Origin of the sequence: Streptomyces sp. NPDC001904 (genome assembly GCF_040297005.1) — a bacterium.
Lineage (GTDB): Bacteria > Actinomycetota > Actinomycetes > Streptomycetales > Streptomycetaceae > Streptomyces.
Genome location: NZ_JBEOYI010000001.1, coordinates 43852 through 65616, shown reverse-complemented (window position 1 = coordinate 65616; position 21765 = coordinate 43852). Strand labels below are relative to the sequence as shown.

The following is a 21765-nucleotide window of genomic DNA, read 5'->3' as shown; positions in this document are numbered from 1 at the left end:
GTACGACAGGAGCCCGTCTTGCCTCGCCGCCCGCTTCCCCTCTGGCTCGGGCACGCCCTGCGCGCCCAGCGCGCCCCCGTCCCGTGGCCCGCCGTGGTGCGCGGCGCGCTCGCCGCCGGGCCGCTGCTGCTGGCCGGCGTCCTCGCCGGGAGCCCGTCCAGCGGCGTCCTGCTCGCCCTCGGCGCCATGCTCGCCGGAGTCAACGACCGGCCGGGGCCGCGGCTCGCCGCCCTCACCCGGCTCGGCGGGCCCGCGCTCGCCGGCGGCGCGGGCATGGTCGTCGGAACGGCCCTCAGCACGTTCGCCGGAGGCGGGGCCGGGTTCGGGTACGGGGTGGTGATCGTCGCCGCGTTCGCCGTGCTCGGGCTCGTCGGCGGGGCGGTCAGCGCCGTCGGTCCCGTCGCGTCGGCCGCCGGTACGCAGGTGCTGGTGACCGTCGCCATCGGTGCCGGGATGCCGCTGCCGGAGGCCGGATGGCAGCGGGCGCTGCTGTTCGTGGGCGGCGCCGCCTGGCTGATCCTGCTGCGCGTCGCACTGCCCTCGCCCGCCGCGGCCAGGCGTCCCGGGCGCGGACTGGGCTACCTCTACGACGGTGAGCGCCTCGCCGTCGCCGCGGTGTACGACGCCGTGGCCCAGCTCATCGAGGCCGCCGGGCGGACCGACTCCCGGGCCCGCCGCGCCGCCCTGACCGCCGCGCTCGACCAGGCGCAGGACGCCCTGCGCGGCGACGGCGCCGCGACCCGGCGGCTGCGCGCGCAGTACGTCGCCGCGCTGCCGCTCGCCGAGGCCGCCACCGCGCTGGCCTGGGCCGGAACGACCGTGCCGGAGCGGGCCGCGGAGGGGCCGCGCCGGCTCGCCGCCGCCGTACGGACCGGGTTTGCGGTGGGGCCGCTGCCCGCGCCCACCCGCAGCGCCGCGGGGCTGCGCGCGCTCGACGAGGCGCTGCTGCGCGCCGCCGAGGTGTTCGACGGGGGCCGCGCGCCCGCCCAGCCGCGGCGCGGGAACAGTCCGCGGACCGTGCTCGGCCGGGCGGTCGGGCCCGGCGGGCGCGAGTACGGGCTCCGCGTCGGACTCTCCTTCGGGGCCAGCGCCGCCGTCGCCCAGGCACTGCACCCCCTGCACTGGTACTGGCTGCCCGCCACCGCCGTCTTCCTCGTCAAGCCCGACCTCGGGCCGCTCGCCTCGCGGGCCCTGTGCCGGGCCGCCGGAACCGTCGCGGGCGCCGCCGCGTTCGCCGGACTCGCCGCGCTGCTGCCCCGCCCCGGCGGACTCGTCGCGCTCGTGGCGCTGTGCGGGGCACTGATCCCCGTGGCCACCCGGCACTTCGCCGCGCAGACCGCGGTCGTCACCGTGCTCGTCCTGTCCCTCGTCATGGTCGGCGGGGAACCGCAGGCGTCGGCGGGCCGGATCACCGAGACACTGCTCGCCTGCGCCATCGTGCTGGTCGCCGGGCACCTTCCGGGGCCCGGCGGCCACCGCGGCGGCGGTGTGCGGGTGCGGGTGGCCGTCGCGCGCGAGGCCGCCCACGCCTACGTACGGCACGTGCTGAGCGAGGACTCCGGCCGGCCGCAGGACCGGGCCAGGCGGTGGGCGCTGCGCCGCGAGGCGTACCGGACGCTGGCCCAGGCCCGGGCCGCCGTCGACCTCGCCGCCGCCGAACTGCCCGTCGTGGCCCGGCACTCGGACGGGGCGCACCGGGTGACCGTCGTCCTGGAACGGCTCGTCGACACGACCACCGCGTGCGCGGTCCAGGTCGACGACACCGGACGCGTACCGCGCCGGTGCGCCGAACGGATCGGCGGGCTCCTCGCGGAGCTGGCCGCCTAGGACCGGGAACCGGGCGCCCCTAAGAAGGGGAGCGCCCGGCCGCCGCCGTCAGGGCTTGGGCAGCGTGCACCCCGGCGCCGACAGGTCGATCTTGTTGCCGGCGACGACGCACGGCACGATCCCGTACGTCTCCTGCGCGTAGTTGATGCCCTGGCGCACCGTCACCTTGCCGTTCGCGTCCACCTCGCACGGGTTGTTCTCCGTGCACTGCTGGCCGTCCTCGTTACCGGTGTTGTTCACCGCGACGACCTTGCCGGTCGTCTGGTCGAGGACGGGGGAGCCGGACGTGCCGCCGATCGTCTGGCAGGCGGAGGTGTAGCGGACCGAGTCCTTCCAGGTCCACGCGCCCTCCTTGAGGCGGTAGACGAAGCCGTCGATCGAGCAGTTGTACTTCTTCTTCCAGTAACCGGACACCACGCTGATCGACGTGCCCTGGGTCGGGTGGGCGGCCGACAGTTCCAGGGCCTTGATCCCGTACGAGCTCTCTATCTGCGCGTACGTGGAGGTGAGCTGGTACAGCGAGACGTCCGTGTCGGTCATCGTGCCGTACGCGACCTTGCTCGCCCGCAGCGTGGCGACCTTGCTGCCGGCGGAGTTCAGGAGGCTGAACGTACGGGACGACGCCTTGTTGACCACGACCTCGCCCGGGCCCGGGAAACCGGACTCCAGGCAGTGGCCGTTCGACATCACCAGGGCCGGGTCCGACGGCTGGGAGTTGGGGACGCGGACGACGGAGCCGGAACAGTTGCTGAGCGCGACCGTTCCGGCGAAGGACACCGCCTTGACCGTGGGACCGGCGGCCGACGAACCGTCAGCGGCCAGTGCGGGGGCGGCGGTTGCACCGATCAGAGCGACGCCGAATGCTGCGGCGGCGAGTGACTTCTTCATGTGGGGGGTCCTCTCCCGTGCCGAGAGTGGTGCATGGGTGGGGTGTGCCTCTGCCGTGTTGGCATGAGCATTGTGATGGCGCACGGCTCAGCGGACAACAGTGCGTTCTCAGCGGACGCGGGTTCCAAGTGCCCCCGCACTGCGCGAAGTTCTTCCCGCGGGACCGATGAGTTCCGTGCCCGCCTCCGGTCACCCCCTGAGAGACCCGATCCGAGGAGGAACCATGGGGCTGCCGAAGGTGGTCACCCGCCAGGAGTGGCAGGCCGCGCGCGAGGAGCTGCTCGCCCTGGAGAAGGCGGCGACCCGGGCGCGCGACGCGCTGAACACCCGGCGGCGCGAGCTGCCCATGGTGGAGATCGACAAGGCCTACGTCCTCGAGGGCCCGGACGGCAAGGCCGAACTCCTCGACCTGTTCGAGGGGCGTTCCCAACTCGTCGTCTACCACTTCATGTTCGCGCCGGAGTGGGACGCGGGCTGCGCCAGCTGCTCCGGTTTCCTCGACCAGATCGGGCACCTGGCCCATCTGCGGGCCCGCGGCACGGCGTTCGCGGCGGTCTCCCGGGCCCCGTTCACCAAGATCCTGCCGTTCAAGGCGCGACTGGGCTGGACCCTGCCCTGGTACTCCTCCCATCTGAGCGACTTCAACCAGGACTTCGGCGCCACCGTCCAGGGCGAGCCGGACGGGCCGGACGCGGACGCCGGCCCGCAGGAGCGGCCCGGGCTGAGCTGCTTCCTGCGCACGGGCGAGCGGATCTTCCACACGTACTCGGCCTTCGACCGCGGCCTGGACAACATCGGCTTCACCAGCAACCTCCTGGACCTCACCGCCCTCGGCCGCCAGGAGGAATGGGAGAAACCGGAGGGGCGGGCGACGTCTCTCGGGGCGCCCGCGGGCAGTGCGCGCGTGCGCTATCACGACGAGTACGTCGACTGACGGCCGCTCCGTACGGCCTGACCTCGTCTCAACTCGGTGTCATTCTCGTCACGTTGCGAGTCCTCACCCGCCCTGTCAGCGTTCTCCTTCACACAAGGCGCCGGGACCGTACCGGAACCCGCGCTTCAGGTACGACACGGGGGACAGGGACGAGCGATGATCAACGGACGAGTGGTGCTGCAGCGTTTCCCGGCCGGAGGGCCCCGCGGCTCCTGGCCCGCCGAGGAGTTCGCGGACCGATGCCGGGTGGAGGGCAGGATGGCCGAGGTCGTCATGGATCTGGCGACCGACGCGTTCCTCGTGATCGTGCGGGAGGGTGCGTCGCAGCCGGTGGTCTGAGCATGGCCGGGTGGTGACCTGTGCACGTCATAGGCGATGCGCGGGCAGAGACGCGGCGCCGGTGCGCGGCTACCGTGGTGGTACCACCGGTCCTTCGCGGCGAACTCGACGAAACCGAGCGGAGCCGTCCGGGCCGGCGGAGCCGGACCACGCGGACGGGGGACTCGGCGCGGGACGCCGGGAGCGGGAGCCCCGACGTCCTCGCCGGTGAGCAGTCGTCACCCCGGTGTGCGCGGAGCTCTTCAGGAGCGGCTCACGACGTGCCGACCGACCGGGACCAGGCGGGCGTCGTCCCCGTCACCCGGCACAGCGCCAGGTACAGCGGAATCGGCGGGGTGTAGGGCACCGCACCCTCCGGACAGTGGATGAGATCGGGGACCCGCGCCGCGTCCGGCACCACGGCGCCCGGCGTGTAGCGCGCCGGGGCGGGCCATTCGAGCGCCACGTCCGAGTCCGACGGCACGAGCCACCACCAGTACCCCTCCGCCGCGTACACACACCCCATCCGGGGCAGCCGCCGCGTCATCGCGCGGGCGAAGGTCTCGGGCACGGCCACCGCGTCACAGCCGAGCGGCGCCGTCATGCCGTCCGGCACGGTCAGACGCACGGGTGCGGGTGGATGCGGTTGCCGAGTGCGCCGTCGACGGGTGAGCCCGACCAGCGAGTCCAGCTGCATCGTCCGCAAAGTGCCCGTCGTCACCACGCCCATCCGTTCCCGTTCAGCACGCTTGTCGATCGTCGCCCGGCCGGTCCGGGCGGTGGTTCACACCGGCGTCATGTCGAGGTGTCCGGTCCGTGTCGAGGCGACGGGTTCACCAGACCCAGCCGCTTCCGCCGGTCGTGTCCGGCACGGGTCCGGGGTCCGTGTCCCCGGCGCCTGCCTGTCGCGGCAGTTCCGCCCAGACCAGCAGTCCGGGGCCGGTCTCCTGAGCGCCCCACGCCGTGGAGACCGCGGCGACCAGGAGCAGCCCTCTGCCGTGCTCCTCCTCGGGGGCGATCCGGCCGGTGGGGCTGTTGTCGCCCGGCATCCGTCCTTCGTCGCGGACCGCTATCCGCACGCGCTCGCCCTCCCCGTCGCCGCGCAGATCGTGCAGCTCGCAGTGGATGCGGCGGCTGGCGGTGTGCACGATCGCGTTCGTCACCAGCTCGGACACGACGAGGGCCGCCGCGTCACAGGTGTCCTCGCACGCGCCCCAACCGGTCAGCTGGGTGCGCGTCATGCGCCGGGCCTGTGCGGCGGAGCCCGGGTGGGGGGCCAGCTCGAAGCTGCTGCGGCGGACCGAGAACAAGGGCGACGTACCCAAACGGTCACCGAGCGTAGCTTCGTCGGCTGCTGTTCCTAAGGGCGCGGACGGAATCACGCTTGCCACTATCGCCCCGTCGTGAACACTTGGCAAGAGCCACTCTGAAAAGTGCAGAGTGCAGTGTGCCGCGCGGAGCAGGCATGGCAGACTGCTGGCTACAGCCCGCCGCACAGGCGGCTCCTGGATGCGAACCGTGTGGGACGAACCGGCGATCGGCCTCTGAACGGCCGGTTTTCGGCTTGCCCGCACGGTTGTCCGCGTCTGGGCGCGGCTGACTTCAGACACGGGACAACGAGTCGGACGACGGGTCGGACTGCTGGGAGGGATGCGGCGTGAGTGAACCGCGGTCCGCGCCGACGGTCGGTCAGGTCGTTCTCGGCCGCCGTCTCCAGGACCTGCGCGAGGCCGCCGGCCTCAAGCGCGAGGACGCGGCGAAAGTACTCCGCGTAACCGCCGCGACGGTCCGCCGCATGGAGACCGCCGAAGTCGCGCTCAAGATTCCGTACCTCCAGATGCTCCTGAAGTCCTACGGCGTCACCGACACCGAGGCCGACGCCTTCGTGCAGCTCGCCGAGGACGCGAACAAGCCGGGCTGGTGGCAGAGGTTCCACGACATCCTGCCCAACTGGTTCTCGATGTACGTGAGCCTGGAGGGCGCCGCCGCACTCATCAGGTCGTACGAGCCGCACTTCGTGCCCGGACTCCTGCAGACCGAGGAGTACGCGCGCGGAGTGCTGAGGTCCGGGGCGATCGGACGGGCGCTGGTCGACGACCCGGGCCTCGTCGAGCGGCACGTCGCCCTGCGCATGCAGCGCCAGGCCCTGCTCACCCGTGAGGACGCGCCGCGTCTGTGGATGGTCATGGACGAGACGGCGCTGCGCCGCCCGGTCGGCGACGCGGCGGTGATGCGCGGTCAGATCGACCGGCTGCTCGAAGTGACCGAGCTGCCGAACGTGACGCTGCAGGTCGCCCAGTTCGCGTCCGGGCCCCACCCGGGCACCTACGGACCCTTCGTGCTGTTCCGGTTCGCCGTGCCGGAACTGCCCGACATGGTCTACAGCGAGTACCTGACCGGCGCCGTCTATCTCGACGCGCGCCCCGAGGTGGCCACCCACCTGGAAGTCATGGACCGCATGGCGGCGCACGCCGCAACCGCACCACGCACAAAGGAGATCCTCAGCGATCTCCGCAAGGAGCTGTGAATGGACCAGATCAAGGACCGGATACGAGGAGTCGACGGCGAGCCGGTCTACAACGGCATGCCCGCGCGCGACCTCGGCGGCGAAGGCTGGCACAAGCCCTGGAGCGGCGGCAACGGCGGCAACTGCCTCGAAGCGATGAAGCTGGCCGACGGCCGGGTCGCCGTCCGCCAGTCCTCCGACCCGGACGGTCCGGCCCTGATCTACACGCTCAGCGAGATCTCCGCTTTCATCGAGGGGGCGAAGGCGGGGGCGGCGGACTTTCTGCTGTCCTGATCGTGCTGCCGTGATGATGCTGTCCTGCCTGATCCGGGCGCGGGGTTGCGCTGCCGGGCCGCGTACGGCGGGACGCCTGCGCCCGCCCCTTGCTGCCCGATCTGCTGTTGCCCGATCTGCGCCGAGCGGGGCCGGGTGCGCTCGCCGGGTTTGCTCAGCCCACTCGCGCCAGCACCTCGCACAACGCCTCGACAGCCGCCCCGTACGCCCGCTCGGCCGCCGCCGCGTAGCCGACGACCAGACCGTCGCCGCCCGGTTCGCGGCTCCCGCTCCCGCCCCCGGTCCCGACCGTGGCCTCCGGGTGCCGGAACGCCGCCAGCCCCTCCACCGCGATTCCCCGCGCCCGCGCGGCGAGGAGCACCTCCCGCTCCCGTCCGGAGGGCAGCCGCACCACGGCGTGCAGCCCCGCCGCGACCCCGCCGACCTCGGCCCACGGCGCCCGCTCGGCCAGCGCCCCGACCAGCAGATCCCGGCGCGCCCGGTACCGCTGCCGCATCCGCCGTACATGCCGGTCGTACGCCCCTGACGACAGGAACTCGGCGAGCGCCAACTGGTCGAGCGCGCTCGCCCACCCCTCCCGCTCACCCTTCGCCGCGACCACGTCCCGCACCAGACGCCCCGGCAGCACCATCCAGCCCAGCCGCAGCGCGGGGGAGAGGCTCTTGCTCACCGATCCGACGTACACGACGTGCTCGGGGTCGAGCCCCTGCACCGCCCCGACGGGCTTGCGGTCGTAGCGGAACTCCCCGTCGTAGTCGTCCTCCACCACCAGCCCGCCGCGCCCGCGCGCCCAGTCCACCACGGCGGCCCGCCGCTCCGGGTGCAACGGCCCGCCGGTGGGGAACTGATGCGCCGGGGTGAGCAGCACCCCGCGCACCCCACTGCCGAGCGCACCCAACTCCGCCACCCGCGCACCGTGTTCGTCGACCGTGAGCGGGACCGTCCGCACCCCCGCCCCGCGCAGCAGGTCCCGGTGGAACGCCAGCCCGTACTCCTCCACCGCGAACGGGCCGCGCAGCACCTTCTCCCCGTGGAGCAGCCGCAGCGCGTGCGCGAACCCCGAGCAGACGACGATGCGCCCGGGGTCGGTGCGCACGCCGCGCGAGCGCGCCAGGTACTCGGTGAGCGCGGTGCGCAGCTCGATCCGGCCCCGCGGATCGCCGGGCCCGAAGGCGGCGGCGGGCGCGGCGCTCAGCGCCCGCCGGTACGCCGCCGCCCACGCCGACCGGGGGAACGCCGACGCGTCCGGCGCCCCCTGCCGCAGATCGTGCGCCGGCCCCGGATCCCGTACCGGCGCCTCCTCCGGCACTCGCCCGGTCCCGGTCCCGCCCAGCGGCAGGGCCCGCTCCGCCACCCTCGTCCCCGACCCCTGACGTGCGGTGAGCCAGCCCTCGGCGACGAGTTCGGCATAGGCGTCGGCGACCGTGTTGCGGGCGACGCCGAGATCGGCGGCGAGCGCGCGGTACGGCGGCAGCCGGGTCCCGGGCGAGAGCCGCCCGGACCGCACGGCGTCCCGCAGCGCGTCGGCCAGCGCGCCCCGGCGGCTTCCCGAACCCGGCAGCTCCAGATGCAGGTCGACCCCGACGCGCTCCGCCACATCGACCCACGAGCCCGCCGTCGGCCCCTGCTCCGCGCCCTGCCCCGCCCCCGCTTCCGTCATGAAGCCGCACCCTACAGACGGTCACCGACATCGCCCGCGCGGTCGACGGAGGCGGCTGTCGGGCAAGGGCCGTCAGCCGCCGCGGCTCACCTCACACGCCCATGGGCCGATCGTGCGCCCCGATCGGCACCGGCAACCGTGTCGACCCCGTCAGCCACCGGTCGACCGCCGCGGCGACGGCCCGCCCCTCCGCGATGGCCCACACCACGAGCGACTGCCCCCGCCCCGCGTCCCCGGCGACGAAGACCCCCGGAACCTCGGACGCGAACGAGGCGTCCCGTACGAACCCGCCCCGCTCGCCCACCCCGAGCCCCAGCTGGTCGGCGAGTCCGCCGGCCCGGCGCTCCGGACCGTGGAACCCGAGGGCGATCAGCACCAGATCGGCGGGCAGCCTGCGCTCCGTGCCGGCCCGCGGTCTGCGCCCCGCGTCGACCTCGACCAGGTGCACCTCCCGCACCCGCCCGTCCGCGTCCCCGGTGAAGCGGAGGGTCGAGGCCGCGAAGAGCCGCGCGTCCGCGTCGGCGGCCGGGGCGGTCCGCAGTTCGTCCGCCTCCTCGTGCGCGGCCGACAGCCGGTACAGCTTCGGATACGTCGGCCAGGGCTCGGCCTCCTCGTCGCGCACGTCTCCGGGCTGGGCGTAGATGTCCAACTGCGAGACGGAGGCCGCCCGTTCCCGCACCGCCGTGCCCAGGCAGTCCGCTCCGGTGTCCCCGCCGCCGACGATGACGACGTGCTTCCCCTCCGCGGTGAGCGGCGACACCGCCAGATCGCCCTCGCCGACCCGGTTCGCGAGCGGGAGGTACTCCATCGCCTGGTGGACACCGGCCAACTCGCTTCCCGGTACGTCCAGTTCCCGCCAGGCCGTCGCACCGGTGGCGACGACCACGGCGTCGTACCGGGCCCGCAACCGGTCGGCGCCGAGATCACGGCCGATCTCCACGGACGTACGGAACCGCACGCCCTCCTCCGCCAACTGCGCCACTCTGCGCTCCAGGTGGGACCGCTCCATCTTGAAGGTAGGGATCCCGTACCGCAGCAGGCCGCCCACCCGGTCGTCCCGTTCGTACACGGCGACGGTGTGCCCCGCACGCGTCAACTGCTGTGCCGCCGCGAGCCCGGCGGGCCCTGAGCCGATGACGGCGACGGTCCGTCCGCTGTGCCGTTCCGGCGGCCGTGCGGCGAGGAAACCCTCGTCCCAGGCCCGGTCGGCGATCGCCACCTCCACGTTCTTGATGGTCACCGCGGGCTGGTTGATGGCGAGAACGCAGCCCGCCTCGCAGGGCGCGGGACACAGCCGCCCGGTGAACTCGGGGAAGTTGTTGGTGGCGTGCAGCCGCTCGCTCGCGGCGCGCCAGTCGTCCCGCGCGACCAACTCGTTCCACTCCGGGATCAGATTTCCCAGCGGGCACGCCTCGTGGCAGAACGGGATCCCGCAGTCCATGCACCGGTCCGCCTGCGCGCCCACGATCGGCAGCAGCCCGCCGGGGACGTAGACCTCGTCCCAGTCGCGCACCCGCTCCTCGACCGGGCGGCGCGGCGCATCCTGTCGCGGTGTGGTGAGAAAGCCCTTGGGGTCGGCCATGGCCCTCTCCCTGCGCTGTGACCTTTTCGTCACGATACGTCGGGTGGGCGCGCCCTGCCCGTTCCGCCGGGCCGGGACGTTCGGGCCGGGAGGTTCGGGTCGTGACGTTCGGGTCTCGCTCGGGCGGCGGCTCAGGTCAGGGCGAGGACGAACGCGGCCGACGCGGCGAGCGCGGCGCCGCCCCGCACGTGGTTCCACAGCGTCCACTCGCTCAGGTACCGGCGCCAGTACGCCGCGCTGCTCTCGGAGTCCTCGTCACCGGCCAGCCTGGCGAGCGCGTCGTTGCGCGGGATGTTCGCCACGATGGTCACCCCGAACGACCCCGCCAGATACAGCGCACACCCCAGCAGCAGTGCGACGGTCCCCGGGTCCGGCCAGAGCACGAAGGTCACGACCGCGATCACCGTGCACAGCAGGGCCGCGCCCATGAAGACGACCATGAAGGCGGGGGTCGTCGCGGCCGCATTGATCGAGTTCATCGCGGCGATCCCGCGCGCGGCAGGCAGCGCGCCGAGTCCGCGCATCACCAGGGTCGAGAACGCGACGAACACCCCGGCCGCGATCCCGCACCACAACGCCCCGAGCACCACCAGAACGAAGTACGGCCCCTCGATCATCCTCTGCCCCCCGGTCGGGTCCCCCTGACTGGTTATGTGAAGGGATCATGCCGCACATGTGCAGGTAGGGGGAGCGGTTTCCGTTCATGTATGCACACCTTCCGCATACCGAAACCATCACGTTCGATCACGTGATCACGCTGTCCGGCCCGGATCGCCGGAATCACCCGGATACGCCGGGTCGCCCGACCCTGCCGCCCCCTCCACCGCCTCACTCGCCGCATCCGCCGTCGTCGCCCACCCGTCGAGCACCGCCTGCACCGTCCCGCCGACCCGACTGCGCGCCTCCCTCCGCGCCACTCCCGCCATCAGCAACCGGTCGTACGGCGTGTCCCCGTGCCGCACCGCCGCCCGCACGGCCGCCGTCACCGCCCCCTCCGACAGCGCCCGCCCCGCCGCGCTCCGCCCCACCCGCCCGCTGCCGCGCAGCCCCGCATGCCCGGCGACGGCCCGGGCCCGCTCCTCGGGGCACCCGGGAAACAGCCGTCGGATCTCCGCCGCGAACGCCGCCACGAACCGCACGTCCTCCGCCGCCCGGCGCGCGGCATCCCGCTCCCGGCGCCGCGCCCGCGCCTCCGCGTCGGCCAGACACCGCGCCTCGGCCCGCGCGAGCCCGCCCTCCTCGACCAGCACCCCCTGCCGCTCGTACCGCCCCCGCCGCCGGTGGAACCGCACCACGACCGCCGAAAGCCCGCTCTCCTGCCTCGCCCGTCCGGTCAGCGCGCTGTCACCGCGCGGCAGGAACACCAGATGCCCCAGGTCCGCGCAGTCCAGACAGCGCGGCTGCCCGTCCTCGAGCACCAGCAGCGCGAGCGGCCCGCTCCGGCACGCGCCGCACCGCCGCCGTTTGACCGGCTGGAAGACAAGGGGACCGCGCGTGACGGGAAAGGGACGATCGACGCCGCTCATACCGACGTCATGCCCACCCCGGACACTCGGCCACCGCTCCCGTGCCGCCCGGCATCATGGACGGTGTGCGACTCGAACCGATCACCTGGGAACGGCTGGGCGACGCCCTCGCCGAGCGCCTGCTCGACCTGAAACCGTCCGACGGAGGCCCCTGGCCGAAGGTCGCCTTCGACGGGGCGCCGGCCGCTCGTCCCGGCGACCTGGCGGCCCGCGTCCACGAGGCGCTGCGCGTGCGCGGCCGGTCTTCGCTGGCCGTCGCGACGGACGGCTTCCTGCGCCCGGCCTCCCTCCGCTACGAGTACGGGCACGAGGACATGGAGGCGTACTACACCGGCTGGTTCGACACCGGCGCACTGTGGCGGGAGGTCTTCGGCCCCCTCGAACCGGACGGCACGGGCCGCGTCCTGCCCGATCTCTGGGACCCGGTCACCGACCGCGCCACCCGCAGCGCCCCGGTCCGACTCGCCCCGGGCGGCGCCCTGTTGCTCCACGGCCCCCTCCTCCTGAACCACTGGTTCCCCTTCGACCTGACGGTCCACGTGAGCCTGTCGCCCGGCGCCCTGCGCCGCCGCACCCCCGAGCCCGACCACTGGACCCTCCCGGCGTTCGCCCGCTACGACACCGAGACCGCGCCCACCGAGAACGCCGACGTCGTCATCCGCGCCGACGACCCCCGCCACCCCGCGTGGAACGGGGGCTGACCGGCGTGCCGACCCGCAAAGCGCCCCGCCGTCACAACCACCCGTTGCGCTTGAAGCCCCGGTACACCACGAAACAGATCGCGGCGATGACGGACAGCATGAGCGGATAGCCGAACCGCCAGTGCAGCTCCGGCATGTGATCGAAGTTCATGCCGTATATCCCGCAGCCCATCGTCGGCACCGCGACGATCGCGGCCCACGCCGTGATCTTCCGCATGTCCTCGTTCTGCGCGACCGTCACCTGTGCGAGATGGGCCTGCAGAATCGAGTTGAGCAGTTCGTCGAACGCCGCTATCTGTTCCACCGCCCGCAGCAGGTGGTCGGACACATCGCGGAAGTACGCCTGTATCTCGGTCGGTACGGCAGGGAACGGACGGCTCGCCAGCTCGAGCACCGGCCGCGACAGCGGCGCCACCGCCCGCTTCAACTCCAGCAGCTCCCGCTTGAGCTGATAGATCCGGCCGGGGTCGGCCCGTGCCCCGTTCCGCGCGAAGACCTCCGTCTCGACCTCGTCGATGTCCGCCTGGACCTCGTCGATCACCGTCAGGTAGTCGTCGACCACACCGTCCGCGATGGCGTGCAGCACCGCGGCGGGACCCTTCGAGAGCTGCTCCGGATCCGCCTCAAGCGCCTCCCGCACGAGCCCGAGCGAACCGTGCCGTCCGTGCCGCACCGTGATGACGAAGTCATGGCCGACGAACACCATGATCTCGCCGGTGTCGACGACCTCGCTGGTGGCCGTCAGCTCCGCGTGCTCGACGTAACAGACCGTCTTCAGAACGGCGAACAGCGTCGACCCGTACCGCTCGACCTTCGGCCGCTGGTGCGCGTGGACCGCGTCCTCCACGGCGAGCGGATGCAGATCGAACAGCTCCGCGACGTCGGCGAACTCGAGCGCCGACGGCTCGTGCAGCCCGAGCCACACGAATCCGTCGTCCGCCTTGCGCACCGCGCGCACCGCCTCGACGAGATCCCGCCCGCCCGTCTCCCGCCGCCCGTCGCGGTACGTCACGCAGTTGACCACCGCCGACCCGAGCGGGGAGCGCGCCGGGTGACTCAGATCGACCCGCGGCCGTCTGCGTGCCAGACGCGCGACCCTCCGCAGCCCGCCCACCGTGCGCAGGCTGCCGACCCTTCGCAGATTGCCCGCCATCGACATGCTCGGCTCCTCGCGCCGCTGTTCGTACGTGCTGGTACCTGGCCGTCGCCCTCTCGTGAGGGCGACCTGGCGAGCCAGTCTGCCAGCGATCGCCGACATCGTGTCGAGCCCTGGGGGAACGGAAGATTCCGCTCCGCATCACTTCGGGATCTCTCCGAGGTCTCGTCGAGCTCCCTTCGGGGGGATCTCCGCCGAGACGTCCGCGGCCAGGTCAAATGCCCGGTATACGGGGCCGGGCTGGGATGATCGGGACATGACTCCAACCGGCGGCCACGCATACCTTCTCGACAATCAGCAGCCCGAGGCGGGCCAGCGGTTCGACGCGCTGTCGACGCTGTTCGACCCCACGACGTTCCGTCACATCGAGCGGCTCGGCATCGGATCCGGCTGGCGCTGCTGGGAGGTCGGCGCCGGGGGCACCTCGGTGGTGTCCTGGCTCGCCCGGCAGGTCGGGCCGACCGGCCGGGTGCTCGCCACCGACATCGACACGTCGTGGCAGACCAGTTCGCCCCGTTCACCGGTCGAGGTGCGCCGGCACGACATCGGCGTCGACGCCCCGCCGGCGGAGAGCTTCGACCTGGTGCACGCGCGGCTCGTCCTGGTCCATGTCCCGGACCGGGAGCGGGCGCTCCAGTCCATGATCAAGGCGCTGCGTCCCGGCGGCCGTCTCCTCATCGAGGACGCCGACCCCGCACTCCAGCCGCTGCTCTGCCCCGACGAGTCCGGTCCCGAACAGCAGTTGGCCAACCGCCTGCGCCACGGCTTCCGTTCCCTCCTCGCCGAGCGCGGCGCCGATCTGAGCTACGGCCGCAAACTCCCCCGTCTCCTGCGCGAGGCAGGCCTGCACCAGGTGGAGGCGGACGCGTACTTCCCCCTGACCTCCCCGGCCTGCACGGCCCTCGAAGCGGCGACGGTCGAACAGATCCGCACCGACCTGGTCTCCGCGAACCTGGCCACGGACGCCGAGATCGACCGCCACCTGGCGCACGTGAGGGAGGGCTCGATGGACCTGGCGACGGCCCCCCTGATCTCGACGTGGGGCAGAAAGGCACCGTAGCCAGAACGCCCCGAAGGGGCGCGGGGAACTGCGCGCTCAGCCCACCACGACCCGCACACGAGACACCTGCTCAACCACCCCCCCGACACCTGCGCCCCGACCACCCCGAGAAGGGGTCCAGGGGCGCAGCCCCGGTCTCGGGAAGGGGCGGGCCGGGGAAACTCCCTCCCCGGAACGGTGAGCCCCCGCACCCCCGCACCCCCGCCCCCCGGATCACCCCGGCGGCCGCCCCCCGACCACCCCCACGGCCACCTCACCGGCCCGGCACCCCGCACCGACGGCCTCCCCCCACGACGCCCCCCGAAGCCGCGCAGCGACCACGGCCCCGGTGAACGCATCCCCGGCCCCCGTCGAATCCCGCACCACCACGCCCGGGGCGACCCCCACCCGCTCCCGCACCACTCCACCCCGCGCCACCAACGCCCCGGCAGCCCCCGCCTTCACGACCACCACCGAGAACCACCCGCTCAGCTTCGCCCCGGCGTCCCCCGCATCCTCCGCGCCACCGAGCAGCACCGCCTCGTCCCGGCTCGGCACCAGCACATCGACCCCCTCGGCCAGCGCCAGAAACCGCTCGACCCCCAACTCCCGCAGAAACCCGGCCGACGCCGGATCCACGCTCACGGTCACCCCACGCGCGCGTGCGTCACGCACCGCGGCGGACACCAACGCCCGTCCCGTGCCGGAGAAGAACAGATACCCGGACAGGTGCAGCCACCCCACCCCGTCCAGACGCGCGGCCGACCAGTCCTCGGGCCCCACCCGCAAGGACGCCCCACTGTCCGTCAGGAACGTCCGCTCACCACCGTTGTCCTCGTCCACGAGGCTCACGACGGCCCCGGTCGGCGCCTCGTCGTCCACCACGAGCAGCGGCCGCACCCCGGCCCGCACGAGAGCCTCTTCGTGCCACCGCACCGAGTCCGTACCGACCCGCCCGAGCAACGCCACGTCGGGGCAGCCCGCGTACGCCGCCCAGCAGGCCACGTTGGCGCCCGCACCACCCGGCACCGTACGGATCCGGGCCGCCGTGTCCGTCCCCTGGGCGAGCGGCCCGCGATGCCGGGCGACGACATCCGTGACGACGTCGCCGACGACGAGCAGTGCCCCACCGGCCCGCGTCACATCCGCGCCCGGGCCGCCGCGATCCGCGCGGCCAGCCGGACGTTCCCGCGCACGGCCGCCAGGTTCGCCTCGAGGGAGGCTCCGTCGGTGTGCCGCACCAGATGGTCCAGCAGGAAGGGCGTCACTCCCTGCCCGCTGACGCCCTCCTCGGCACAGGCCCGCAGCCCGCTCTCCAGCACGCGCGCGTGCAGCGCCGGATCCAGTTGGGACTCCTCCGGTACGGGGTTGGCGACGATCAGCGCCGACTCCTGCGCCGCCAGGTCGTCCTGCGCCCGCATGACCCGGGCCACCTCCTCCGGAGTGCGCAGCGTCCAGTCCACCGGCTCTCCGGAGTCGGCCAGATAGAAGCCGGGGAAGCGGTCCGTGCCGTACCCGGCCACCGCCACTCCCAGCGTCTCCAGCCGCTGCAAGGTGGCCGGCACGTCGAGGATCGACTTGACGCCCGCGCAGACCACGGTGATCCGCGTCCGGGCGAGCAGCCCCAGGTCGGCCGACTCGTCCTGGGTCCGCGTCCAGCCCCGGTGCACCCCGCCGAGGCCGCCCGTCGCGAAGACCCGTATCCCCGCACGCGCGGCGAGCAGCGCCGTCGCGGAGACGGTCGTCGCGCCGCTGGCACCCGTCGCCATGGCGAGGGGAAGATCCCGCTGGCTCAGCTTGCGGATGCCGTCCTCGTTCGCGACCCGCTCCACCTGGGCCTTGTCCAGGCCGACATGGGGACGCCCGTCCAGGACGGCGATGGTCGCGGGCACCGCGCCCGCGTCCCGTACGACGTCCTCCAGTTCGAGAGCCACCCGCAGATTCCGGGGCCGCGGCAGCCCATGAGCGATGATCGTCGACTCCAGCGCCACCACCGGGCGCCCCGCTCCGACCGCGTCGCGTATCTCGTCCGACACCACCAGCATGCGCGTGCCTCCTCCGCCATCTGATCTGTCCCTGACATCCCTGGCGGACGCGCGTCACTCTCAAACCCGCGAACCATGCACGAGGAGAACGGGAAGGGTGCTCCACGCGCGCGTGGAGCACCCTTCCCCCGACTGTGCCGTGCCTCTGGACGGACCGTCAGACGGGCCGTACCCCGCTCAGGGCGCCGTGCGGATCGAGGACGTACTTCCTGCTCGCTCCCTGATCGAACTCCGCGTAGCCGCGCGGCGCGTCCTCCAGCCCGATCACCGTCGCGTTGACGGCCTTCGCGATGTGCACGCGCTCGTGCAGAATCGCCATCATCAGACCCCGGTGGTACTCCATGACGGGGCACTGCCCGGTCGTGAACCGATGGCTCTTCGCCCAGCCGAGGCCCAGCCGCACCTTCAGCGTCCCGGTGCGCGCGTCCTGGTCGACGCCGCCGGGGTCGTCGGTCACGTACAGGCCGGGGACACCGAGCGCGCCGCCGGCCGTGGTGAGGCTCATCAGCGAGTTCAGGACCGTCGCCGGCGCCTCGGGCGCGTCCGGGCCGTGTGCGCGGGCCTCGAAGCCGACCGCGTCCACGGCCGCGTCGACCTCCGGGACGCCCAGGATCTGCGCCACCTGGTCCTCGGCCGTGCCCCGCGTCAGGTCGACCGTCTCGCAGCCGAAGCTCCGTGCCTGGGCCAGCCGTTCGGGGTTCAGGTCGCCGACGATCACCACGGCGGCGCCCAGCAGATGGGCCGACGCGGCCGCCGCGAGACCCACGGGCCCGGCACCGGCGACGTACACGGTGGAGCCGACCTTCGTCCCCGCCGTGACCGCGCCGTGGAATCCGGTCGGGAAGATGTCCGACAGCATCGTCAGGTCGAGGAGCTTCTCGCGCGCCTGGTCGGCGTCCGGGAAGCGCAGCGCGTTGAAGTCCGCGTACGGGATCATCACGTACTCGGCCTGACCGCCGACCCAGCCGCCCATGTCGACATACCCATAAGCTGCCCCGGGGCGTACGGGGTTGACGTTCAGGCAGATGCCGGTCTTGCGCTCCTTGCAGTTGCGGCAGCGGCCGCACGCGATGTTGAACGGCACCGAGACGATGTCCCCGACGTCCAGGAACTCGACGTCGGGGCCCTTCTCGACGATCTCGCCCGTGATCTCGTGGCCCAGGACCAGGCCCTCGGGCGCGGTGGTGCGGCCGCGCACCATGTGCTGGTCGCTGCCGCAGATGTTGGTGGCGAGCACCTTGAGGATCACGCCGTGCCGGCACGTCCGGCCGACGTTGGCGCGTGCCACCCCCGGACCGTCCTTCAGCTCGAGCGTCGGGTGGTCGATGGTCCTGACCTCCACCGCGCCCGGTTTGAGATATGCGACTGCCCTGTTTCCGCTCATGCCTGATCGCCGTCCCTTCGGCTTCGTCGCTCGTCCGCGGATGCTCCGGCTGTGCGCACGGTGGAGTCTGCTACCGAAACAGCGCGCTGAGGAGACGTGCGGCGCGATGCTGCGGAAAGCGGCGTCGGCGAAGGGGCCAGCAGGCGGGCGCGGTGGCCGGGAACGTGCTCAGCGGCGCGCTCGGCCGCGGTCGAGCAGCCCCACCCCGAGCGCGGCCAGACCGATCTGGATCAGCCACTCGATCCAGTCCACTCCGTTGGTGTCGGCGACGTCGAGGCCCGCGGCGATCGCCGAGCCGAGCAGGGCCGCCACGATGCCGACGGCGATCGTCGCGAGGATCCCGATCCGTTGCCGTCCGGGCAGGACCAGCCGCCCGAGGACGCCGATGATGATGCCGATCACTATCGCGCTGAGAATCCCGGAGATCTCCATGTCGCTATGAACTCCCTCGTGGTGGCAATGTCGCCAAGTCGCTTTCTGCCTCTGTCAGTCGTCTGCCCCTCGACGGGCCGTCCAGTCAGCGGTCCCGGCACGCTACGAGGCGTCCAGTGAGGCGAGGGACGCACGCCGACTAGGGTGACCAGCCATGACCGCGAACGATCAGACCGCAGCCGCCACGGCTGCCTCCGCCCCCTCTTTCGCCGTGCACGTCCCGGACGTGGAGCTCGAACCGGAGCCGCTCGACCCCGCACAGATCGTCTCCGGCACCCCCGAGGTCACCGGCAAGGTGCTGTGGGAGTCGGCGGACGGCACCCAGCTGCGCGGCATCTGGCAGATCACGCCGGGCGTGGTCACCGACACGGAGGCGAACGAACTGTTCGTGGTCGTCAGCGGCCGCGCAACCGTCGAGGTCGAGGACGGCGACACCCTGGAGGTCGGTCCCGGCAGCGCAGCGGTGCTGCGCGAGGGCGATCGCACGACGTGGACCGTCCACGAGACGCTGCGCAAGGCGTACCACATCACGCTGGGCTGAACGTTTCCTCCGAACGGTTGCGGTGGTCAGCCCTGTTGAGACGTGCGGCGGGTGAACAGCGCGAGCGCGGCGAGCGGCAGCAGCAGGCAGGCCGCCGCCAGGTTCAGCCACGCGTAGCTGGCCGTGGCCACGATCAGGCCCGCGGTCGCGCCGCCGACACCCGCCGCCAGGCTCGTCGTCAGATCGGACAGCCCCTGGGCGGCGGCTCGCGCGGCCTGCGGCACGGAGTCGGTGAGCAGCGCCGAGCCCGCGACGAGCCCAGCCGACCAGCCGAGCCCGAGCGTGAACAGGCCCGCCGCGCTCTGCGCACGGCTGCCGTCCGCGGTTCCGGCGAGCAACGCCGCGCACGCGAGCAGCCCGATCCCGAGCCCGATCACCGTGAGCCGGCCGAACCGGTCGGCCAACCGCCCCATGACCGGGGAGAACGCGTACATCCCCGTGATGTGCCCACTGATCACGAGGCCGATCAGTTCGATGCCCGTGCCATGGTGCTGGAGATCCACCGGCGTCATCGACATGACCGACACCATCGCGGTGTGCGACACGGCGACGGTCACCAGCGCGAGCCGGGCCCGGGGCGAGGCGGCGACCGCCGCGAACCCCGCACGGACGGACCTGGCCTCGGGTCTTCGCTCCTCGGCCGGGGCCGCCGCGCGTGCGGTCAGCAGCGGATCGGGCCGCAGCATGATCTGCACCAGGGCCGCCGACACCAGGAAGACCCCGGCCGCCCACACGAACGGCCCGGCCTCCTTCGGTATCCCGAACCCGCTGACGCTGCGGCCCGCGGGCGCCGCGATGTTCGGTCCGAGCACGGCGCCGATGGTGGTGGCCCACACGACCGTCGAGATCGCGCGGGCCCTCCGGTCGGGCGCGGCCAGATCGGCGGCCGCGTACCGGGCCTGCAGATTCGCGGACGACGCCGCGCCGAACCCGGCGAGCCCGACCAGCAGCAGCGGAAAGCTCCCGGCCACGGCGGCGACCACGGTCAGCGCCGCACCCGCCACGCCGATCAGATAGGCGAGCACGAGTCCGGCCCGCCGCCCCCGCGCGTTCATCAACGAGGCCAGCGGCACGGAGAGCACCGCGGTCCCGGCGACGCTCGCGGTCGACGCGAGCCCCGACAGCGCCTCGTCCCCGCTCACCTGCTTGGCGAGCACCGCGGCCAGCGCGATCCCCGTCGCGGTTCCCAGACCGCCGAGTATCTGCGAGGCGACGAGCACCCGCTGCGTCCGCCGCTGCAGGGCGACGAGGTCCGACTCGACGCCCACGGTCGGCCGGGCGTCCACCGCCGGTCCGGTGCCCCCGGCCCGTCCGGTGTTCGCGGACGCCCCCTTGAGGCGATAGAGCCACCCGCCACGTGCACGCACCACACAACCCCCGCCCCGCCACAGCGCAATCGCAGCCCAGCGACCCTCTCAGAACAGAGGTTCGGGCAACACCCCTTCCAGGGCGAGGAGCTTCCGCTTCGTCTCCAGACCGCCCCCGAAGCCCCCGATGCCTCCGTCGCGCTCCACGACCCGGTGGCACGGCACCACGACCGGCAGCGGATTCGCCCCCATCGCCGCCCCCACGGCCTGGGCGGCGGCCGGCTGCCCCACCCGCCGGGCCAGATCCCCGTACCCCACGACCGCGCCGTACGACACGCCGGACGCCAGCTCGCGCAGCACCTCCCGGTTGAACCCGGTGATCAGCGACCAGTCGAGGGGTAGCTCGAAGTCGCGCCGCCGCCCGGCGAAATACTCCGCCAACTGCCGTATCGCGTCGGCGAGCAGCGGAGAGTCCGGCGCCTCGACCGGCTCGGTCCCGAAGCGGGAGCCGATCCGGCCGAGCGCCTTGTCCCGTACCGCGTCGGTGGCGTGGAAGACCACGCTCACCAGACCGTCCCTCGTCGCGGCCAGCAGCAGCGGCCCGATGTCGCTGCCCACGACGGCCCACACGACCCGCTGCGGCGTCGCGGCAGTGCTCTGCGCGTTCTGCTCGTTCTGCCCGGTGGCGTCCATGGCGACCACGGTACGGCGGGCCACTGACAACGCCGGGCGGACCTCAGTCGTCCAGCGCCTCACGCACCACGTCGGGGTTGTTCGTGATGATCCCGTCGACCCCGTAACCGGCCACCCGCTGCGCGGCTGCCGTGTCGTTGACGGTCCATGTGTAGACCTGGAGGGGCTTGCCGTGCGGCCCCTTGAACGCGTGCACCGCGGCGACGTAGTCCGTGCCGATGGTCGTGTTCGACGGGTTGATCTGATCGGCGAACTTCGCGTACGCGGGCAGCTCCGCCACCGCGGGGGTGCCCAGGAAGCCGGTCGTGATGTCGGGCCGCCGCTCGTGCACGGTCCGGACGCTGGCGGCGTCGAAGCTCTGGATGACCAGCCGGTTCCTGACGTGCCCGCGACTCAGCCAGCCGTCCCGGCCCAGCTGCCGCAGGATCTGGTCCTCGATGCCCGGGTACAGCTCGGGCGACTTGATCTCCATGAGGAGTTTCTGGTGGTTGTGCTCCACCCGGCGCAGGTACTGGTGCAGCGTCGGGATCCGTGCGCCCGTGAACTCGGCGCCCTTCCAGCTGCCCGCGTCCAGCTTGGCGATCTCGGCGGCCGTGAAGTCCCGTACGTTCCACGGGGCACGGTCGGGAAAGATCTGCTCGGCGTCGGTGGTGCGCGCCAGGGTCGTGTCGTGCAGGACCACCAGGGCGCCGTCCTTGGTGCGCTGGACATCGTTCTCGACCCAGTCGAAGCCGAGCCGGTCCGCCTTGTCGACAGCTTCGAGCGTATTTTCGGGGGCGTAGGCGGAGGCACCTCGGTGGGCCACGATCACAGGACCGTGGTGCTGGGCGGACTCGGGGGCGGCCTGGGCCGCCGTGGGCAGGACCAGAACCCCGATGACGGCAGAGCCGGTCACGGAGGCCAGGGCGACTGCGGTACGTGCGGACACGTCT

At 72.9% G+C, this 21765-nt stretch carries 23 protein-coding genes; 8 read left to right on the top strand and 15 right to left on the bottom strand.

Annotated features, from left to right (window positions below; translation table 11 throughout):
* Positions 1–18 precede the first annotated feature (18 nt).
* Entirely contained in the window at positions 19–1827 is a 1809-nt protein-coding gene (locus ABT127_RS00295) for an FUSC family protein (protein WP_351443598.1), read from the top strand.
* A 48-nt stretch (positions 1828–1875) separates the two neighbouring features.
* Here ABT127_RS00295 and ABT127_RS00290 read toward each other — a convergent pair whose 3' ends face one another.
* Entirely contained in the window at positions 1876–2715 is an 840-nt protein-coding gene (locus tag ABT127_RS00290; RefSeq protein ID WP_351443597.1) for a S1 family peptidase, read from the bottom strand.
* 223 nt (positions 2716–2938) lie between these two features.
* Between ABT127_RS00290 and ABT127_RS00285 the strand changes: the two genes are divergently transcribed.
* The gene (locus ABT127_RS00285) at positions 2939–3649 is read left to right on the top strand and encodes a DUF899 domain-containing protein (protein ID WP_351443596.1); all 711 of its coding nucleotides are present in this window, start codon (positions 2939–2941) and stop codon (positions 3647–3649) included.
* A 156-nt stretch (positions 3650–3805) separates the two neighbouring features.
* Positions 3806–3988, top strand: coding sequence for a DUF8839 family protein (locus tag ABT127_RS00280; protein ID WP_351443595.1), 183 nt, complete (start codon positions 3806–3808; stop codon positions 3986–3988).
* Between the two features lie 253 nt (positions 3989–4241).
* Here the strand turns inward: ABT127_RS00280 and ABT127_RS00275 are convergent, their stop codons facing one another.
* Both ABT127_RS00275 and ABT127_RS00270 read right to left on the bottom strand, forming a co-directional pair.
* Positions 4242–4697 carry a hypothetical protein gene (locus ABT127_RS00275; protein ID WP_351443594.1) on the bottom strand — a complete coding sequence of 152 codons (456 nt, stop codon included), beginning with the start codon at positions 4695–4697 and terminating at the stop codon, positions 4242–4244.
* A gap of 103 nt (positions 4698–4800) precedes the next feature.
* Complete coding sequence (locus tag ABT127_RS00270) at positions 4801–5292, bottom strand: ATP-binding protein (protein ID WP_351443593.1); 492 nt, start codon at positions 5290–5292, stop codon at positions 4801–4803.
* A 332-nt stretch (positions 5293–5624) separates the two neighbouring features.
* On the opposite strand from ABT127_RS00270, the gene ABT127_RS00265 reads away from it, so the two are divergent.
* Positions 5625–6494, top strand: coding sequence for a Sco1979 family transcriptional regulator (locus ABT127_RS00265; RefSeq protein WP_351443592.1), 870 nt, complete (start codon positions 5625–5627; stop codon positions 6492–6494).
* Positions 6495–6767: a DUF397 domain-containing protein gene (locus ABT127_RS00260; RefSeq protein ID WP_111661655.1), complete on the top strand. Its 273-nt coding sequence runs from the start codon at positions 6495–6497 to the stop codon at positions 6765–6767. It begins immediately after the preceding gene.
* A 154-nt stretch (positions 6768–6921) separates the two neighbouring features.
* Here ABT127_RS00260 and pdxR read toward each other — a convergent pair whose 3' ends face one another.
* The 4 genes from pdxR to ABT127_RS00240 all read right to left on the bottom strand — a co-directional run bounded on the left by pdxR (position 6922) and on the right by ABT127_RS00240 (position 11535).
* A complete protein-coding gene (gene pdxR / locus ABT127_RS00255) occupies positions 6922–8427 on the bottom strand; it encodes a MocR-like pyridoxine biosynthesis transcription factor PdxR (RefSeq protein WP_351443591.1) in 1506 nt (501 codons plus the stop codon).
* Positions 8428–8518: 91 nt separating this feature from the next.
* The gene (locus ABT127_RS00250; protein ID WP_351443590.1) at positions 8519–10009 is read right to left on the bottom strand and encodes a glutamate synthase subunit beta; all 1491 of its coding nucleotides are present in this window, start codon (positions 10007–10009) and stop codon (positions 8519–8521) included.
* Between the two features lie 131 nt (positions 10010–10140).
* Positions 10141–10626, bottom strand: coding sequence for an anthrone oxygenase family protein (locus ABT127_RS00245; protein ID WP_351443589.1), 486 nt, complete (start codon positions 10624–10626; stop codon positions 10141–10143).
* Positions 10627–10761: 135 nt separating this feature from the next.
* Positions 10762–11535, bottom strand: coding sequence for a DUF2293 domain-containing protein (locus ABT127_RS00240; RefSeq protein ID WP_351443588.1), 774 nt, complete (start codon positions 11533–11535; stop codon positions 10762–10764).
* Positions 11536–11591: 56 nt separating this feature from the next.
* Here ABT127_RS00240 and ABT127_RS00235 point away from each other — a divergent pair, with 56 nt between their 5' ends.
* On the top strand, positions 11592–12236 hold the full coding sequence (locus tag ABT127_RS00235; protein WP_351443586.1) for a nucleoside/nucleotide kinase family protein: 645 nt from the start codon (positions 11592–11594) through the stop codon (positions 12234–12236).
* A gap of 31 nt (positions 12237–12267) precedes the next feature.
* Here the strand turns inward: ABT127_RS00235 and ABT127_RS00230 are convergent, their stop codons facing one another.
* Positions 12268–13395, bottom strand: coding sequence for a magnesium and cobalt transport protein CorA (locus ABT127_RS00230; RefSeq protein ID WP_351443585.1), 1128 nt, complete (start codon positions 13393–13395; stop codon positions 12268–12270).
* Positions 13396–13648: 253 nt separating this feature from the next.
* On the opposite strand from ABT127_RS00230, the gene ABT127_RS00225 reads away from it, so the two are divergent.
* A complete protein-coding gene (locus ABT127_RS00225; RefSeq protein WP_351443584.1) occupies positions 13649–14452 on the top strand; it encodes a methyltransferase domain-containing protein in 804 nt (267 codons plus the stop codon).
* A gap of 213 nt (positions 14453–14665) precedes the next feature.
* Here the strand turns inward: ABT127_RS00225 and ABT127_RS00220 are convergent, their stop codons facing one another.
* The 4 genes from ABT127_RS00220 to ABT127_RS00205 all read right to left on the bottom strand — a co-directional run bounded on the left by ABT127_RS00220 (position 14666) and on the right by ABT127_RS00205 (position 18292).
* A complete protein-coding gene (locus ABT127_RS00220; protein WP_351443583.1) occupies positions 14666–15574 on the bottom strand; it encodes a carbohydrate kinase family protein in 909 nt (302 codons plus the stop codon).
* The gene (locus ABT127_RS00215; protein ID WP_351443582.1) at positions 15571–16476 is read right to left on the bottom strand and encodes a pseudouridine-5'-phosphate glycosidase; all 906 of its coding nucleotides are present in this window, start codon (positions 16474–16476) and stop codon (positions 15571–15573) included. Before ABT127_RS00215 ends, ABT127_RS00220 begins: the two co-directional genes overlap by 4 nt.
* A 157-nt stretch (positions 16477–16633) precedes the next feature.
* Positions 16634–17860, bottom strand: coding sequence for a formaldehyde dehydrogenase, glutathione-independent (gene fdhA, locus ABT127_RS00210; RefSeq protein ID WP_351443581.1), 1227 nt, complete (start codon positions 17858–17860; stop codon positions 16634–16636).
* 168 nt (positions 17861–18028) lie between these two features.
* Positions 18029–18292 carry a GlsB/YeaQ/YmgE family stress response membrane protein gene (locus ABT127_RS00205; protein WP_351443580.1) on the bottom strand — a complete coding sequence of 88 codons (264 nt, stop codon included), beginning with the start codon at positions 18290–18292 and terminating at the stop codon, positions 18029–18031.
* Between the two features lie 154 nt (positions 18293–18446).
* Between ABT127_RS00205 and ABT127_RS00200 the strand changes: the two genes are divergently transcribed.
* Positions 18447–18833 (top strand): cupin domain-containing protein, encoded by a 387-nt coding sequence (locus ABT127_RS00200; protein WP_351443579.1) that lies wholly within the window; start codon positions 18447–18449, stop codon positions 18831–18833.
* A 26-nt stretch (positions 18834–18859) separates the two neighbouring features.
* On the opposite strand, the gene ABT127_RS00195 is transcribed toward ABT127_RS00200, so the two are convergent.
* The 3 genes from ABT127_RS00195 to ABT127_RS00185 form a co-directional block, all read right to left on the bottom strand.
* Complete coding sequence (locus tag ABT127_RS00195; RefSeq protein WP_351444029.1) at positions 18860–20119, bottom strand: MFS transporter; 1260 nt, start codon at positions 20117–20119, stop codon at positions 18860–18862.
* A 129-nt stretch (positions 20120–20248) separates the two neighbouring features.
* Positions 20249–20833, bottom strand: coding sequence for a methylated-DNA--[protein]-cysteine S-methyltransferase (locus ABT127_RS00190; protein WP_351443578.1), 585 nt, complete (start codon positions 20831–20833; stop codon positions 20249–20251).
* Between the two features lie 43 nt (positions 20834–20876).
* Entirely contained in the window at positions 20877–21761 is an 885-nt protein-coding gene (locus ABT127_RS00185; protein WP_351443577.1) for a glycerophosphodiester phosphodiesterase, read from the bottom strand.
* Positions 21762–21765 lie beyond the last annotated feature (4 nt).

Excerpts from the sequence above, each read along its gene's own strand:
- ABT127_RS00290 (WP_351443597.1), bottom strand. The coding sequence starts at position 2,715 with ATGAAGAAGTCACTCGCCGCCGCAGCATTCGGCGTCGCTCTGATCGGT.
- ABT127_RS00285 (WP_351443596.1), top strand. The coding sequence starts at position 2,939 with ATGGGGCTGCCGAAGGTGGTCACCCGCCAGGAGTGGCAGGCCGCGCGC.
- ABT127_RS00280 (WP_351443595.1), top strand. The coding sequence starts at position 3,806 with ATGATCAACGGACGAGTGGTGCTGCAGCGTTTCCCGGCCGGAGGGCCC.
- ABT127_RS00275 (WP_351443594.1), bottom strand. The coding sequence starts at position 4,697 with ATGGGCGTGGTGACGACGGGCACTTTGCGGACGATGCAGCTGGACTCG.
- ABT127_RS00260 (WP_111661655.1), top strand. The coding sequence starts at position 6,495 with ATGGACCAGATCAAGGACCGGATACGAGGAGTCGACGGCGAGCCGGTC.
- pdxR (WP_351443591.1), bottom strand. The coding sequence starts at position 8,427 with ATGACGGAAGCGGGGGCGGGGCAGGGCGCGGAGCAGGGGCCGACGGCG.
- ABT127_RS00250 (WP_351443590.1), bottom strand. The coding sequence starts at position 10,009 with ATGGCCGACCCCAAGGGCTTTCTCACCACACCGCGACAGGATGCGCCG.
- ABT127_RS00245 (WP_351443589.1), bottom strand. The coding sequence starts at position 10,626 with ATGATCGAGGGGCCGTACTTCGTTCTGGTGGTGCTCGGGGCGTTGTGG.
- ABT127_RS00240 (WP_351443588.1), bottom strand. The coding sequence starts at position 11,535 with ATGAGCGGCGTCGATCGTCCCTTTCCCGTCACGCGCGGTCCCCTTGTC.
- ABT127_RS00235 (WP_351443586.1), top strand. The coding sequence starts at position 11,592 with ATGGACGGTGTGCGACTCGAACCGATCACCTGGGAACGGCTGGGCGAC.
- ABT127_RS00230 (WP_351443585.1), bottom strand. The coding sequence starts at position 13,395 with ATGTCGATGGCGGGCAATCTGCGAAGGGTCGGCAGCCTGCGCACGGTG.
- ABT127_RS00225 (WP_351443584.1), top strand. The coding sequence starts at position 13,649 with ATGACTCCAACCGGCGGCCACGCATACCTTCTCGACAATCAGCAGCCC.
- ABT127_RS00215 (WP_351443582.1), bottom strand. The coding sequence starts at position 16,476 with ATGCTGGTGGTGTCGGACGAGATACGCGACGCGGTCGGAGCGGGGCGC.
- fdhA (WP_351443581.1), bottom strand. The coding sequence starts at position 17,860 with ATGAGCGGAAACAGGGCAGTCGCATATCTCAAACCGGGCGCGGTGGAG.
- ABT127_RS00205 (WP_351443580.1), bottom strand. The coding sequence starts at position 18,292 with ATGGAGATCTCCGGGATTCTCAGCGCGATAGTGATCGGCATCATCATC.
- ABT127_RS00200 (WP_351443579.1), top strand. The coding sequence starts at position 18,447 with ATGACCGCGAACGATCAGACCGCAGCCGCCACGGCTGCCTCCGCCCCC.
- ABT127_RS00190 (WP_351443578.1), bottom strand. The coding sequence starts at position 20,833 with ATGGACGCCACCGGGCAGAACGAGCAGAACGCGCAGAGCACTGCCGCG.